The organism is Methylobacterium sp. Leaf117, assembly GCF_001422985.1.
Lineage (GTDB): Bacteria > Pseudomonadota > Alphaproteobacteria > Rhizobiales > Beijerinckiaceae > Methylobacterium.
The window spans coordinates 72333-87236 of sequence record NZ_LMNL01000002.1; the positions used below are offsets into that span (position 1 = coordinate 72333).

Sequence of the window (14904 nt, forward strand, 5' to 3'; positions counted from 1 at the left end):
CAATTGACGTCGCGCGCCAAAACCTCGTCTAAACAGGCCCTCCCGTGAGGGGGGACGATGGCGGCCGAGCCACCGGACAGTCCGGGACAGGCGGCCCGGACCGACCCGGCCGAGACGAAACGGCCCTGAGCCAACCCGCAACGGAGCGTTCGAGCGATGAGACGACCGATGAGACGAGGCTTCGCGTGCGCGGCTTGACCAAGATTCCCGGCCCCCGCGAAATCCGCGGCCGCAACGTCGAGGGCGGCGGCGACCGGATCGAGCGGTCCTCGCAATTGCCCCGCACTGGCTGGGACGTGGTGCTGATCTGGTTCATGCGCGCCGTCGCCCTGTGCTGGCTGACGAAGGCCGTAATCACCTGGGCCAGCATCCTCGACGTCATTCCGGGTTTCAGACCCTTCGAATCGGAGTCGATCGGGCGCCAGAGCGTGATCGTCTATTTCGCGGTGCTCGACCCGATGGCGGCGGTCGGCCTCTGGCTCACCAGCGCCTGGGGCGGCGTGGTCTGGCTGCTGGCCGCCACCAGTGGGTTGACGCTCGCAGTCCTAACTCCGCAACTGCTGCCGGTCGCGACACCATACTTGGCAATACAAGCGGGGATTATTGCGGTGTATTTTATCTTTTCCTTCCTGGCGGCGCGAGAAATCCGGTAAACGACCGGTTACGGGATTGGTTTCATCTTGTATTTACCCAGAGAGGTAAATCGCAAATTCATCCTATCGCTTAAACCGTCTTTCACCTGCGGCGCTCTAGTTTGGCTTCATGAGCGGTGGCAAAGAACACCGGCCCTGAAGCATCGATACCTGATGAGGCCCATGATGAAGTCCCAGGCTGCGAAGGTTAGCAAGACCAACACCGCTCCCGAGACCGCCCCGGCACACGGCTCGTATCTGGAGGCCCTGCACCTCGTCGAGCGCCTGCATCGCCGCCTCCTCGACGTGATCAAGGACGAGTTCGAGCGCCGCGAGCGCGAGGACGTCAACAGCGTCCAGGCCCTGCTCCTCTACAACATCGGCGACAAGGAGCTGACCGCGAGCGAGCTGCGCACCAAGGGTTACTATCTCGGCTCGAACGTCTCCTACAACGTCAAGAAGCTCGTCGAGGCCGGCTACCTGCACCATGCCCGCTCGAAGACCGACCGCCGCTCGGTCCGCATCAGCCTCACCGACAAAGGCCGCCAGGTCCACGACATCATCCAGACCCTGTACGACAAGCACGCCCGCACCATCCAGCCGATCGGCGGCATCTCCGACGACGATTTCGGCCGCCTCAACACCGCGCTCACCCGCCTGGAGCGCTTCTGGACCGACCAGATCCGCTACCGCCTCTAGGCCACGCCTCCGGCCTGGCACTCTCCAGTCTTTCGTTCCTGTTGTCGGGATAAACGGTTTCCACGGATCCCCGACAAACTTCAGGCGCCGGCCTGTTCGTGGGTCTCCTCGCCGGCGGGCTTGCCGTCGTCGCGGGCGCGGTGGAGCATGAAGATCGCCAGCACCATGGTGAGGATCAGTCCGGCGAGGACGCCGAGCTCGATCATCGAGGCCTGGAACAAGGCCTGCTTCTCGGGTGACCAGTCCTTGGCGTGGGTGATCTCCGACGATTGCAGGGTGATCACCAGCACCCGCCGGATCGACGCGATCAGCCCGACGATCAGGAACGGCTCGCAGGTCAGCTTGCCCGAGCGCATCGACACCCGCACCGTGTGCAGGATCTCGATGAGCATCAGCAGGAACAGCAGACGGTCCACCACCTCCAGGATCTGATCGGCACCGCCGAGGCTGCGCAGCGCGCTCCAGGTCAGCTGGGCGGCATCGATCAGGGCGACGAGGGCGGTGAGGGCGAGGAGCGCGCCGAGCGCCGCGTAGATCGCGTGCTCGGTGTGGAGGAAGATGAAGCTCGCCGCGCGCGTCAGCCGGCCCTGATCGTCCCGCTCGTCGGACATGGCGCGCTCTCCCCCGCGTGATTGTCCCGATCAGACAGGATCGGCGTCCGGGCGTCCAGGGTGCTCCCCGGTGAGAATCGGCCCGCCACGGGCCATGAATCCGGTCGCTCCGGTCACGAAGGCGTGGGGCAGGCCGGGGGCCGGCCGGCGCCCACGTCGCGCGTCCCGGTCACAGCATGTCCTCCACCCGGATCGGCAGGGCGCGGATGCGCCGGCCGGTGGCATGGAACACCGCGTTGGCGATGGCCGCGTTGACGCCGATGATGCCGAGTTCGCCGAGCCCCTTGAGTCCGAGGGGGTTCACGGTGTCGTCGGGGTCGGGCACGAACAGCGCCTCGATCTCGGGCGCATCGGCGGCGGTGGCGACGAGGTACTCGGCGAGGTCGGCGTTGCGGTAATGGCCCCGGTCGAGGATGGTCTCCTCCAGCAGCGCCGAGCCGAGCCCCCAGATCATGCCGCCGGTGAGCTGGCTCCGGGCGGTAAGGGGGTTGAGCACGCGCCCGGCCGCGAAGGCGCCGAGGAGGCGCGCCACCCGGATCTCGCCCGTCTCGGCATGAACCTGCACCCGCGCGAACTGTGCCCCGAAGGCCCAGGATACGGCTTGGCTGCCCGCACCGGTGCCCAGCGCCATCCGGCCCGATCCGATCGCCTCCAGGGCTTCGGGACCGGAGCCCTCGGGGGTGAAGGCCGCAACGGTCTCGATCCCGCTCGGGTCGAGGCCGGCGACGAGCATGTCCAGCGGACAGGCGCGCCCGTCCGGCGCCGCGAGGCGGCCGGACTCGAGGCGAAGGCTGGCGGGATCGGCTCCGGCCAGCGGCCCGGCCACGGCGGCTTCGGCGAGGCGGACCCGCAGCGATTCGCAGCCCTGCGCCAGGGTGTGGAGCAGGCTCGTGGTGGTGGACGAGCCGCCCGATAGGCCGGCGGCCGGCAGATCGGTGTCGCCGAGGCGGACCGTCACGGCCTCGGGCAGGAGGCCGAGCCATTCGGCGGCGCCAAGCGCCAGGAGAGTGGTGATGCCGTTGCCGATCTCGTGGTGCGCGCTGGCCACGATGGCGCGTCCGTCGGGTCCGAGGCCGATCCGCATCGTCGCGGGGGCGATCTTCACCGGGCGCACCGAGGCGGCGCAGCCGAGGCCGATGCGCCAGGGGCCGTCCCGCATCCGTCCGGGTTCCGGGTCGCGCTCGGCCCAGCCGAAGGCTTCGGCGCCGGCTTCGAAGCAGGCCATCAGGGGGCGTGAGGAGAACGGCTTGCCGGAGATCGGATCGGTCAGCGTGTCGTTGCGCCGGCGCAGCGCGATGGGATCGAGCTTGAGCGCATGCGCCATCTCGTCGACGGCGCTCTCCAGGGCGAACAGGTAGGGCACCTCCGGGGGCGCCCGCATCGGCCCCGGCGTGTTGCGGTCGACCCGGGCGGCGCGCTCGTCGGTGCGGACGTTGGGGCAGGCATAGAGGCTCGCGGTGACGTCGGTGCCCTCCATGGCGAAGGGGTCGAAGCGCGAGGCGATCACCTCGGCCTCGTGCACCAGGGCGGTGAAGCGCCCGTCACGGGTGGCGTCGAGGCGGAGGTCGTGCCGGGTCTCGGGCCGGTAATTGGCGATGGTGAAGCAATCGCGCCGGCTGGGCACCAGGGAGACCGGCCGGCCCAGGGTGCGGGCCGCGAGAGCGACCGGCGCGGTGTATTGGGCCAGGCCGAACTTCGCGCCGAAATGCCCGCCGATCAGTCCCGCCACCACGCGGATGTCGGCGGGGTCGAGGCCGAGCTGGGCGGCGAGCCCGTGCCGGACCGCGCCGATGTAGCGCGAGGGTTCGTAGACGGTGAGGCGCGGGCCGTCCCAGGCGCAGGTGGTGGTGAACAGCTCGATCGGGTTGTGGTGCTGGATCGGCGTCTCGTAGCGCGCGGCGACCGTGACCTCGGCCGCCGCCAGGGCCGAGTCGGCGTCGCCGCGGCGCGGGTCGTGGTGCTTCGGCTTGAGATCCGCGAGCCGCACCGTCTCGGAGCCCGGTGCATCGAAGCCGTCGGCGAAATCGTCGCGTCGATAATGCACGACCGCGCGGGCGGCCGCCTCGCGGGCGGCCTCGACGGTGTCCGCCACCACCAGGGCGACGATCTGGCCCGCATACGCGACTGCATCCGAGTCCAGCGGCCGATGCCCGCTATTGGCGTGGCCGCCCGCCATCAGGTGCTTCACCGGGCGGATCGCGCCGGCGAAATCCCGGTGGGTGAAGATGCGCAGGCAGCCCGGGACCGCCTCGGCGGCGGCCAGATCGAAGCCGGTGATCCGCCCGCGCGGGATGGTGCTGGTGACCAGGGCCGCGTGGGCGAGGCGCGGCAACCGCGTGTCGGAGGCGTAGAGCGCGACCCCGGTGACCTTGGCGGCGCCCTCGACGCGCGGATGGGGCTGGCCGAGCGGGGTGGGACGGTCGCGCGCGTCGGTCGGTCTCCCCATCGGGTTCTCACTTCCCATCGGGTTCTCGCTTCCCATCGGGTTTTCCTCGCCTGCCGCGAGGAGAACCGGCGGGGGCACCGCCGCGGTCCAGGGCGCGACCCCGAGTCGCTCAGACATCGATTGCTCAGACCGAAGTCGCCCGGACTGAAGTCGCCCGGACCGAAGTCGCTCCGGCAGATGTCGCCCGGACAGAAATCGCCCGAGGCGCGTGTCCCGCCGACTCAGCCCTTCCAGTTCTTCAAGGCCGCGAAGGGGCTGAGCGCGGGATCGGCAGCCGGCGGATTGAGCACCGGTTCGACCTGCGCGATGGCGTCCGCCAGGGAGAAGGCCGAGCCGCTGGTCAGCTTGCCACCGGCCGCATCCTTGTGGCCGCCGCCGCGGAAGCGCCGGGCGCCGTCGAGGGCGGTCTCGTTGTTCGAGCGGAACGACATGGTGCCCGCCCGCTGCACGTTGAGGACGCGCTTGGCCCGGCCGCTCTCCATGATGAGGTCGGAGACGCGCTGGAAGGTGCCGGAATCGAGCCCGAAGGACATCAGCGTGCCGTCCGACAGGGGGTGGAACAGGTCCGAACGGGCCAGCACCCGGGCGATTCGCATGCGGGTGGTGAGGCTGCGGTCGTCGTCGGGCGCATCGGCCAGATAGGCGTCGAGGATGGCCTTGCGCAGGGCGGGCACCTGCCCCTCGATGACGGCCGGGGTGGCGCCGTCGCCGAGGAGGCGCGCCACCCCGAGGAGGAGGTCGCCGACGAAGCGGTCGTGCCAGGGATGGCCGATCGGCACCAGGTTCGAGACGTTGTCCCAGAACACCTCGTCGAGGCTGAGGCCGATGCGGAACTCGGGACGGTCCTTGCGCCAGAGATCGACGGCATCGACCGCCGTCACCAGCGCGCCGAGGATCGGGTCCTCGCCGGTCTCGCGGGCCGCGTAGAGCGCCCGGTGCTCGTAGGCCATGCGGGTGGCGCAGCGGGTCTCGTCGATCAGCACGACGACGTCGGGGTCTTCGAGATCGAAGCGCAGCAGGCCCGGCACCTCGGCATCGGCCTCCGGCGCGAGATTCTGCGCCCGCATCTGGTCGACCGACGAGGCGTGGTGGTCGAGCACGATCAGCTTGTGGCGGGCCTCCGGCTCGCGGCGACGGTTGAGGGCGGCGAAGTTGCGGATGAAGGTGACGGCCACCGCCTCGAGGCCGAGGTCGGTCATCAGGATCATCTCCGGCACCGCCACCTTGCCGAGGCGCTTCAGCTCGGTCTCGACCACGGGGCCGACATCGGAATAGCGCGGCACGTGGACGATGCGGGCGACGTCGACGAACTGGCCCGCGACGGTCGAGGCACCGTAGCCGTCGAGGTCGTGGTGGGTGATCTGGGTGATGTTCAAGAACCTGTCCTCGGGCGAATCGCGAAGCCGGCGCTTCGGCTGTCCTGGCCGCCCTTATGCGGCAGCCCTCGGCCGGCGGCGAGCCCCCCGCACACGCTGCGTCGGTTACGCCGTGGATCGGAACGCCACCGGGCTTGATTCCCGCGCCGAGACCGGGATTCTGCGAACAGACCACGAACACGGGCGAAACGATCGGGAGGGGCGTCCGCGATGGACCCGGGCGAGGCGGACGCGATCCGCAAGATCATCCACATCGACATGGACGCGTTCTACGCCTCCGTGGAACAGCGTGACGATCCCGCCCTGCGAGGACGCCCGGTGGCGGTGGGGGGATCGCGCGAGCGCGGCGTGGTGGCGGCGGCGAGCTACGAGGCGCGGGCCTTCGGGGTACGCTCGGCCATGCCCTCGGTGACGGCGCGCCGGCTCTGTCCCGACCTCGTCTTCGTCAAGCCGCGCTTCGAGGTCTACCGCGGGATCTCGGAGCAGATCCGGACGGTCTTTGCCGAGCATACCGACCTGATCGAGCCGGTCGCCCTCGACGAGGCCTATCTCGACGTGACGCGAAACCGGCAGGGGCTGCCCACCGCCACCGCGGTGGCTCGCGCGATCCGGGCCTCGATCCGCGCCCAGACCGGGCTCGTGGCCTCGGCGGGCGTCTCCTACAACAAGTTCCTGGCCAAGGTGGCGTCCGACTTCCGCAAGCCCGACGCCCTCTTCGTCATCACCCCCGCGATGGGGCCCGGCTTCGTCGAGGACCTGGCCATCGGGCGCTTCCACGGGATCGGCCCCGTCACCGAGGCGCGCATGAAGGCGCTCGGCATCCTGACCGGGCGAGACCTCCGCGCCCTGAGCCTCGACGCCCTGACGACGCGGTTCGGCGCCGCCGCCCCCTATTACTACGGCGTCTCGCGCGGGATCGACGAACGGCCCGTGCGGGTGAACCGGGTGCGCAAATCGATCGGGGCGGAGAACACCTTTTCGGAGGATTCGGCGGATTACGACGTGCTCGCGGGCCGCCTCGTCCCCCTGCTCGATAAGGTCTGGGGGGCGGCCGCCGCCAAGGAGGTCCGCGCCCGTACCGTGACCCTGAAGGTGAAGTTCGCGGATTTCGAGCAGATCACCCGCGCCCGCTCGCTGGCGGGCTTCGTCGCCGACCGCGCCTCGTTGGAAGAGATCGTGCGGGTGCTCCTGCGCGACCTGTTTCCGCTCCGGCGCAGCGTCCGCCTGCTCGGCGTCTCGCTCTCGGCCCTGGAGCACGGACCGGCTCCGGAGCCGCGACAGCTCGGGCTCGGCCTCTGAGGCGTGCGTCGGCAGGCCGGCTTCACGGGCAGGCCGTCGCCACGGCGATGCGCCGGCCGCGCCGCAGGACGACGATCAGCGCGAGGCCGAGCGCCGCCATCGCGGCTCCCGCGACCGAGACCGCCGGATAGCCCCAGCCGAGATCGATCACGCCGCCGCCGAGGGCCGCACCGATCGCGTTGCCGAGATTGAAGGCGCCGATGTTCAGCGCCGAGGCGAGGTTGGGGGCGCGATCCGCCTCGGCCATCACCCGCATCTGCAGGGGCGGCACCAGGGCGAAGCTCGCGATGCCCCACAGGAAGATCAGCGGCGCCGCGCTCAGCCGCGAGGTCATGCCGGGCGCGAACAGCAGGAGCAGGACAATCAGCGCCAGCAGCGACGCCATGATGGTGCCGTCCACAGAGCGGTCGGCCAGACGGCCGCCGGCCCAGTTCCCGACCGTCAGTCCGACGCCGTAGATCACCAGCATGGCGCTGACGAAGGCGGCACCCGCCCCCGCCTCGATGCGCAGGATCGGGACGATGTAGGTGAAGACCGTGAACATCGCGCTCGACCCCAGCACCGTGAGGGCCAGGGCGGCGAGGACCGGGGCGCGGGCGACGACGCGCAGTTCCGAACCCATGTCGGGCGCGTCCGCGACGGGCAGCGGCGGCAGGGCCAGCCGCAGCGACACCATCGCGATCACGCCGATGCCGGCGATGCCCCAGAAGGCCGCGCGCCAGCCCAGTGCCTCGCCGACCCAGGCGGCGAGCGGCACGCCCCCGATGGTCGCGATGGTCAGGCCTGAGAACATCGCCGCGACGGCGGCCGCGCGACGCTCGGGCGGCACGAGGCCGGCCGCCACCACCGAGCCGATGCCGAAGAAGGCTCCATGATTGAACGAGGTGACGATCCGGGCGCCGAGCAGCATCGTGTAGCTGTCGGCGAGCGCCGAGAGCAGGTTGCCCAGGGTGAAGATCCCCATGAGGCCGACCAGAAGGGCGCGTCGCGGCATCCGGGCGAAGCCCAGGGTCATCAGCGGTGCCCCGATCAGGACGCCGAGCGCATAGGCGCTGACCAGCAGCCCCGCCGTCGGGATCGAGACCCCGAGATCGCTCGCGATCAGCGGCAGCATACCCATCGGGGTGAACTCTGTGACGCCGATGCCGAAGGCACCGATGGCCAGGGCCAGCAGGGATGGATGGAGGGTCATGGCATGACGTCCCGGCACGGGGTTTTTGAGCAGTTGTTCCGGACATGCACATGATACCATCCGGGACAGGGCGGTAGTCCCGTTTCCGGATCGACATCTGTGCGTCAGGAGCACGAATGCAGCGCGACAAAATCGATCGTACGGGGGAGATGGCGACGTTCCTCGCGGTGGCGCGAGACGGCAGCCTGTCCGCCGCCGCCCGCACGCTGGGACTGACCGCCTCGGCCGTCAGCCGCATCGTGGCGCGCCTCGAAACCCGCCTCGGCGTCCGGCTGATCGTGCGGACCACCCGTACCCTGCGCCTCACCGCCGAGGGCGAGAGCTATGCCCGGGCGGCGCGGCGCATCCTCGCCGACATCCAGGAGAGCGAGAGCGCCATCGCCGATCAGGCCTCGCCCCGCGGCCGGGTGCGGATCAGCACCGCCTCGGCCCATGGCCGGCTGGTGATCGTGCCGCTACTGGCGGAGTTCGTGAGGCGCTATCCCGGGATCTCCGTCGACATCGATCTCAGCGACCAGATCGCCGACATCCTCGACGGACGGGCCGACGTGGCGATCCGCTTCGGAACCCTGCCCGACAGCCCGCTCACGGCGCGACGGCTGGGCGAGACGGGCCGCACGATCGTGGCCTCGCCCGCCTATCTGGCGCGTGCCGGGGTGCCGGTCGTTCCGGCCGATCTCGCACGGCACAATTGCCTGGATTTCAATTTCCGCCGCGCCGAGCCCGGCTGGCCGTTCCGCGAGGCGGGGCGCGATTACCTGTTGGCGGTCGGCGGCAACATGACCGCGAATAACGGCGAGACGCTGGTGCAACTCACCCTCGACGGGATCGGCATCACCCGCGTCGGCCATTTCCATATCGTCGACGATCTTGCGAGCGGTCGCCTGGTGCCGTTGCTGGAGCCCTACAATCCGCAGGACCGAGAGGCCATTCACGCGGTCTTCGTCGGCGGCGCCGCGATGCCGGCCCGCATCCGGGTCCTCATCGACTTCCTGGCGGAGATGCTGCGGGCGCCGACCGGGGCGGAGGGCACCCCGCAGGAGGACGGCGCAAACGAAAGGGGCGCTACCCTTTCGGATAGCACCCCCTCGGATCGGCAGGCCCCGCGAACGGGGCACGCGATCTCCCTTAGTTGAAGGGATCGATCTCGGCGGACTCGTAGCTGGTGACTTCCATGCCGACGCAGATCTCGGAAACGATGGGGGCGGACCACTTCATGACGTCACTCCTGGTTGGTTATGGTTGGAAAGAGCCGAACCCGACAGGTTCGACGCGTCTTCGAACTCAGGCCGGGCCTTAGTTGAAGGGATCGATCTCGGCGGACTCGTAGCTGGTGACTTCCATGCCGACGCAGATCTCGGAAACGATGGGGGCGGACCACTTCATGGGATAACTCCTTCGTGCTCGACGCCCTTGATATGCCGTTGGGTTGGGCACAATACAAGTGGACGCTACACTTATATTTCTCATAGGGTTGGCGGATATCGCGGGTCCAACCCTGGGTTTCAGTGGAAACTCTACGCCGTCCGAGGCTCGAACCGGCGATATGGTGCTGGATTGGAACCCGCGCGTGTCTCGCGTGCGATCCGCCTCGGAGATCGCGCGGTGGCGACGGCGCGGGATCCGACCCGCTCCGCCGGGGGAAAGATCCCGGCCCGGTCGGATTCGGCTTGACGCCCCGGGGAGGGGAGGCGCACTCACGCGCCGCCGAGCGGTTCCGCGCGTGATTCCCTGGTGTTTCACAACGTGCGGCGCGCCCCTCGGCTCCCTCTCGACGAATCCAATGCCCAGCGACAGTCCCGACCGATCGCCCGCGCCGTGCCCGGCCGCCTCCGCCCCTCGCGCCTGACGCCCCGCTGACCGGGCGCGGGTGCCCGATGCGGACGGCCGTTCACGGCCGGATCGCGCGCCCCTGCGAGGTGAGCCCATGAACGAGATCGCCCCCTTCCCGGCCGGCATCGACCCGGCGGTCCTCGCCGCCCGCCTCTCCGACGAGCGTGCGCCCGACATCGTCGAGGCCCTGAACGAGGAAGCTCCCGAGGTCGCCGCCGCCATCCTGCTGGGCCTGCCGCTGGAGCGGGCGATCGAGGTGCTCGACCAGCCGGAACTCGATTGCGCGGCCGACATCATCGAGATGCTGCCACGCGACCGCGTCGCCTCCTACCTGTCGGGAATGTCGGCGGACCGGATCACCGACCTGTTCCGGGAGATCGAGGAGCCCGGACGCTCGGACCTGCGCGCCCGGCTCGACGCGGAGACCCGCGGCGCCGTCGACCATCTGAGCGCCTATGGCGAGGAGACGGTCGGCTCGCTGATGACGACCGAATTCGTCGCCGTGCCGGGCAACTGGACCGTGCAGCAGACTCTCGACCACGTCCGGCACGTCGAGAAGACGCGCGAGACCATCTACGCGATCTTCGTCCTCGATCCGCGCACCCGCGCCCTGACCAAGGCCGTACCCCTGCGCCGGCTGATCTCGGGCGATCCGGGCGACAACGTGCTCTCGGTGGCGCCGAACCGGCGCCCGCTGGCGGTGTCGCCGACGGCCAGCCGCGAGGAGGCCGCCCGCCTGATCTCGAAATACGACCTCCTGGCCCTGCCGGTGATCGACGCGGTCGGCCACGTCATCGGCATCGTCACGGTCGACGACATGATCGACGCCATGGTGGAGAAGCAGACCCAGGACGTGCAGCGCTTCGGCGGCATGGAGGCACTGCCCGAGCCCTACATGGATATCGGCTTCGGCACGATGATCCGGAAGCGGGCCGGGTGGCTCTGCGCCCTGTTCCTCGGCGAGATGATGACCGCCACGGCAATGCAGGGCTTCGAGGGCGAGCTCGAAAAGGCCATCGTGCTGACCTTGTTCATCCCCCTGATCATGAGTTCGGGCGGCAATTCCGGCAGCCAGGCGACGTCGCTGCTCATCCGTGCCCTGGCGCTGCACGAGGTGCGCCTGCGCGACTGGTGGCGGGTGGCCCTGCGCGAACTGCCCACCGGCCTCGTGCTCGGCATGATCCTCGGGGCGATCGGCATCATCCGTATCGTGATGTGGCAGAAGATCGGATTGTACGATTACGGCGAGCACTGGATGCTGGTGGCCGCCACGGTCGGAGCGGCGCTCGTCGGCATCGTCACCTTCGGCTCGCTCACCGGCTCAATGCTGCCGTTCCTGCTTCAGCGACTCGGTTTCGATCCCGCCACCGCCTCGGCGCCCTTCGTGGCCACGCTGGTCGATGTGACCGGGCTCGTCATCTACTTCTCGGTGGCGATGCTGATCCTGCGCGGAACGCTGCTGTAGGGTCGACCGGGCGGGCCGGCCGATCCCGTTCGGAAGGCCGGCATCCGACTACGTCCGTCGCGACAGGTGGGGTTCGGCCGCAGGGTTCGGACGCGGGCCTCAGACCCGGGGCCGCAGGCTGACGTCGCTCAGCACCGAATTGGCCAGGCGGTCGGGACCGATCTCGTTGGCGGAATAGCCCACCAGGGCCGCGAGGCTTTCGCGGGCACGCCAGACCCGGCTCTTCACCGTGCCGATCTTGCAGCCCATCACGGCGGCGGCCTCGTCGTAGGTCATATTATCGATGGCCACCAGGGTCAGCGCCTGCCGCAGGGTGCTCGACAGGCGCCCGATGGCGGCGTTGACATCCTCCAGGTCGAGGATTCCACCCTGCGCCGGCAGAGTGACCAGCTGGGCGGCGTAACTGCCGTCGCCATCCTCGACCTCGTGGACCCGCTTGCGCTGGCCTGAATAGAACGTGTTGCGCATGATGATGGTGAGCCAGCCGCAGACGTTGGTGCCGGGCGTGAAGCTCTCGCGGTACATCCAGGCCCGCAGCATCGTGTCCTGCACCAGATCGTCGGCGCGCGCGGCGTCACGGGTCAGGGAAAGGGCGTATTTGCGCAGCCCCGCCGCGTGATCCTGCAGACCCTGACGCACCTCCGCGGTGAGCGACTCGCCCCGGGCCGCCAGCACCGCCTCGAGGCGGGCGAGGAGGACGTCGAACCGGTCGGGCTGCTCGTCCTCCAGAGAGGCGTAGGTCTCGCGCAGATGCTGGCCGAGGGATCGTCGGATCGACGGCGCGATCTGCGGCGCCTCATTCGAGGTCAAGCGAGTCGGTACATCGGATGCGGATTGCGCTGTCATCCAGTCTCTTCTCGGGCAACTGGGAACGATAAAGGCCAGCAACTGGCCGGTTCCCTTCAGTTGCCGAGAGTGTGCAAAACCAGGAACACACTCGCATCAACACAGGTTAATGGGAAGACTTTCGTAGATCTACGGCACGTTTCCGTACCATTCCGTGCCAAACTCATTGGATACAGCGAAGATTATTTAGTTTCCTCATGGAACAAAGCCGCAAAAAGCCCGCCGCGGCCGAAGCCGGGCGGGCCAAGTCTGGGGAGGAACGCATGATGCGTAGTCGGTCAACCGGCGCACGCGGCACGTGTTCACTGCCGAAAGCGCCGAGCTCATCGACGTCCGGGAGCACGACAGCGTGGTGGTGGTGACTGGTGGGTGCCGGCCCTGCCGGCTGGCCCGTCGAGATCAGGCTTCGTCGATCAGCCGGATGTATTCGGCCTCGGGCACGCCGTAGCTGTCGCCCGCGACCGCCAGCAGACCGGCCCGGTCGAGCACCTCGATGCGGCCGCGGCGGGCCTTGATCAGGCGGTTGCCCTCGAGCATCTGCAGCGCCAGCGTCACCGTCGTGCGCTGGACGCCAAGCATGAATGACAGGAAGTCATGGGTCACGGTGAGCTCGTCGCCGATGACCCGGTCGTGGCACATCAGGAGCCAGCGGGCGAGCCGGACCTCGATGTTGTAGCTGGCATTGGCGAAGGCCGTCTGCGCCGTCTGAACCAGCAGCGTCTGGACGAAGCGCAGCAGCAGCTTGCGCAGGGTCATGCTGCGCTCGGTGGCCGAGGTCAGCTCCGCGGCCCCGATGGCGATCATCTCGCCGGCATTCTGCACGAAGTGATCGTAGGGCGTGCGGTCGCTGCCGAGCAGCACCGGCGCGGCTCCCACCACACCCTCGGGCCCGATGATGCCGACCTCGACCTTGCTGTTCCCCGACGTGGTGATCGAAGCATAGCCCGCCTCCGGGAAGAAGAGGTCCCGGATCGGCTGATGCGGCTGGATCAACCCCTGGCGCAACTCCGTCGGAAGCGAGCGCAGATGCGGCTGAAGCAACGCGAAATCGCTTGGCGCGAGACGTTTGAGCAAACGGTTACGAACGGCAGATTGCTCTAGCAGCGACACGGCCTTGTCCCTTGGGGCAAGAGCACAAATAGTCTCTCGTGAACCCATACACAGGAATATATACAAGCGATCCCCGACTATCTGTACGATGCGAGACAAAGGCAAGCCCGCAAAGACGTCTGTCGGGTAGTCGACATTCGCCAAGTGTCGGGCACCACACCGAAGCCGAAGACCGGTGTTCAACCCAGCAAATTCGGATTTATAAGCCAGGAAGCTGGGGCAAATTCGTGGGAAATCCCTGGCTTGGTCGATGCTGGAAGACGCTTGCGCCTGCCGATGCAAGGGAACGATGCGCTGAGCGTCGCCTCTCCTTGCCCGGCTCTCGGCGATAGGACGCGCTAGTCGGCCCATGGGCAGGATGAACGGGCCGAGGATCAAGCAATAGTGACAGGTCATGCGAAGTGGAGCGTGAGCATCCATCACCTTGCTTCCTCGCATGCGTTGCGTGCGGGTCGATGAGGCCGGCATCACGCAGGACGGGATTGGTCCTCGACGCCGGCTCCGAAGTGGAAAGCCGCGCGGTTCGACCGCTCATCCATAAACTCGAGCGCTTCGGACCTCTTGCGGAGCCCGAACGGGACCTGCTGACCCGTCTCGCCGCCGAGGCCAGCCTGGTCGCCCCGCGGACGGATCTCGCCCACGAAGGCGAAATTCCGAACTGCCTCTTCGTCTTCCTCGAGGGCATGGCCTGCCGCTACAAGGTCCGAAGCAGCGGTGCGCGTCAGATCCTCGCCTATCTGGTGCCGGGTGATTTCTGCGACGTCGATGTCGGCCTGCTGACGCGCCGGGATCATGCGATCAGCACCCTCTCCAGCTGCCGCGTGGCCCGGATCGAACTCGATACCCTCCAGGACCTCATCGTGAATCAGCCGTCGCTGATCCGGGCGATGCGTCGGGCGACGCTGGTCGACGACGCGACCGCGCGCGAGTGGCTGGTCAATGTCGGGTCCCGCTCCGCGATCGAGCGCATCGCCCACCTGTTCCTGGAACTGCTCCTGCGCTTGCGGGCGATCGGGCTGACGCGCGGCGACAGCTACGATCTGCCGGTGTCGCAGCTTGATCTGGCCGAGACGACCGGACTCTCCACCGTTCACGTCAATCGCACGCTCCAGGACCTGAAGCGCCAGGGCCTCATCGAGCTGCGGTCCCGTCTCCTGACGATCCGGAACGTGCCACGACTGGTCACCCTCAGCGGCTTCAATCCACGGTACCTGTCGCTCGAAACGGTCGGGCTGCCCTGAAGGGCCTCGTGCGGCCGGGCGGGGCCGCTCGCAACAGCCAGTCGCAGCCGTGCCTTCCTCCTGGGAGCCTTCCTCTTACGGGCCTTCCTCCTGCGGGCCTTGCGCCCGCGTGCCGTGTGCCGACCTGAACCACCGTCCAGGGGCCCGATTTCCG

The 14904-nt window shown here is 68.6% G+C and carries 14 protein-coding genes; 6 read left to right on the top strand and 8 right to left on the bottom strand.

The window, feature by feature from the left end:
* Positions 1–185: 185 nt before the first annotated feature.
* On the top strand, positions 186–653 hold the full coding sequence (locus ASF57_RS04120; RefSeq protein WP_056480401.1) for a DUF6163 family protein: 468 nt from the start codon (positions 186–188) through the stop codon (positions 651–653).
* A 165-nt stretch (positions 654–818) separates the two neighbouring features.
* Positions 819–1331, top strand: a complete 513-nt coding sequence (locus ASF57_RS04125; RefSeq protein ID WP_056182990.1) for a winged helix DNA-binding protein — start codon at positions 819–821, stop codon at positions 1329–1331.
* Between the two features lie 80 nt (positions 1332–1411).
* On the opposite strand, the gene ASF57_RS04130 is transcribed toward ASF57_RS04125, so the two are convergent.
* The 3 genes from ASF57_RS04130 to ASF57_RS04140 all read right to left on the bottom strand — a co-directional run bounded on the left by ASF57_RS04130 (position 1412) and on the right by ASF57_RS04140 (position 5764).
* Positions 1412–1942 carry a phosphate-starvation-inducible PsiE family protein gene (locus ASF57_RS04130; RefSeq protein WP_056182859.1) on the bottom strand — a complete coding sequence of 177 codons (531 nt, stop codon included), beginning with the start codon at positions 1940–1942 and terminating at the stop codon, positions 1412–1414.
* 169 nt (positions 1943–2111) lie between these two features.
* A complete protein-coding gene (locus ASF57_RS04135; RefSeq protein ID WP_244476803.1) occupies positions 2112–4505 on the bottom strand; it encodes a xanthine dehydrogenase family protein molybdopterin-binding subunit in 2394 nt (797 codons plus the stop codon).
* Positions 4506–4609: 104 nt separating this feature from the next.
* The gene (locus tag ASF57_RS04140; protein WP_056480404.1) at positions 4610–5764 is read right to left on the bottom strand and encodes a hypothetical protein; all 1155 of its coding nucleotides are present in this window, start codon (positions 5762–5764) and stop codon (positions 4610–4612) included.
* A gap of 210 nt (positions 5765–5974) precedes the next feature.
* On the opposite strand from ASF57_RS04140, the gene dinB reads away from it, so the two are divergent.
* Positions 5975–7063 (top strand): DNA polymerase IV, encoded by a 1089-nt coding sequence (gene dinB / locus ASF57_RS04145; protein WP_056480406.1) that lies wholly within the window; start codon positions 5975–5977, stop codon positions 7061–7063.
* A gap of 22 nt (positions 7064–7085) precedes the next feature.
* On the opposite strand, the gene ASF57_RS04150 is transcribed toward dinB, so the two are convergent.
* On the bottom strand, positions 7086–8255 hold the full coding sequence (locus ASF57_RS04150) for an MFS transporter (protein WP_056182866.1): 1170 nt from the start codon (positions 8253–8255) through the stop codon (positions 7086–7088).
* Between the two features lie 116 nt (positions 8256–8371).
* On the opposite strand from ASF57_RS04150, the gene ASF57_RS04155 reads away from it, so the two are divergent.
* Positions 8372–9391 (top strand): LysR family transcriptional regulator, encoded by a 1020-nt coding sequence (locus ASF57_RS04155; RefSeq protein ID WP_082503670.1) that lies wholly within the window; start codon positions 8372–8374, stop codon positions 9389–9391.
* Here the strand turns inward: ASF57_RS04155 and pqqA (ASF57_RS04160) are convergent.
* Positions 9384–9473 carry a pyrroloquinoline quinone precursor peptide PqqA gene (gene pqqA, locus ASF57_RS04160; RefSeq protein ID WP_056182869.1) on the bottom strand — a complete coding sequence of 30 codons (90 nt, stop codon included), beginning with the start codon at positions 9471–9473 and terminating at the stop codon, positions 9384–9386. The genes ASF57_RS04155 and pqqA (ASF57_RS04160) overlap by 8 nt on opposite strands.
* A gap of 78 nt (positions 9474–9551) precedes the next feature.
* Positions 9552–9641, bottom strand: a complete 90-nt coding sequence (gene pqqA, locus ASF57_RS04165; RefSeq protein ID WP_056182869.1) for a pyrroloquinoline quinone precursor peptide PqqA — start codon at positions 9639–9641, stop codon at positions 9552–9554.
* A gap of 541 nt (positions 9642–10182) precedes the next feature.
* Between pqqA (ASF57_RS04165) and mgtE the strand changes: the two genes are divergently transcribed.
* The gene (mgtE, locus tag ASF57_RS04170; protein WP_056480409.1) at positions 10183–11553 is read left to right on the top strand and encodes a magnesium transporter; all 1371 of its coding nucleotides are present in this window, start codon (positions 10183–10185) and stop codon (positions 11551–11553) included.
* A 99-nt stretch (positions 11554–11652) separates the two neighbouring features.
* On the opposite strand, the gene ASF57_RS04175 is transcribed toward mgtE, so the two are convergent.
* Both ASF57_RS04175 and ASF57_RS04180 read right to left on the bottom strand, forming a co-directional pair.
* On the bottom strand, positions 11653–12363 hold the full coding sequence (locus ASF57_RS04175) for a sigma-70 family RNA polymerase sigma factor (RefSeq protein ID WP_244476804.1): 711 nt from the start codon (positions 12361–12363) through the stop codon (positions 11653–11655).
* Positions 12364–12798: 435 nt separating this feature from the next.
* Positions 12799–13509, bottom strand: coding sequence for a Crp/Fnr family transcriptional regulator (locus ASF57_RS04180; protein ID WP_082503671.1), 711 nt, complete (start codon positions 13507–13509; stop codon positions 12799–12801).
* Positions 13510–13991: 482 nt separating this feature from the next.
* Here ASF57_RS04180 and ASF57_RS04185 point away from each other — a divergent pair, with 482 nt between their 5' ends.
* Complete coding sequence (locus ASF57_RS04185; protein ID WP_244476805.1) at positions 13992–14750, top strand: Crp/Fnr family transcriptional regulator; 759 nt, start codon at positions 13992–13994, stop codon at positions 14748–14750.
* The last annotated feature ends 154 nt before the right edge of the window (positions 14751–14904 follow it).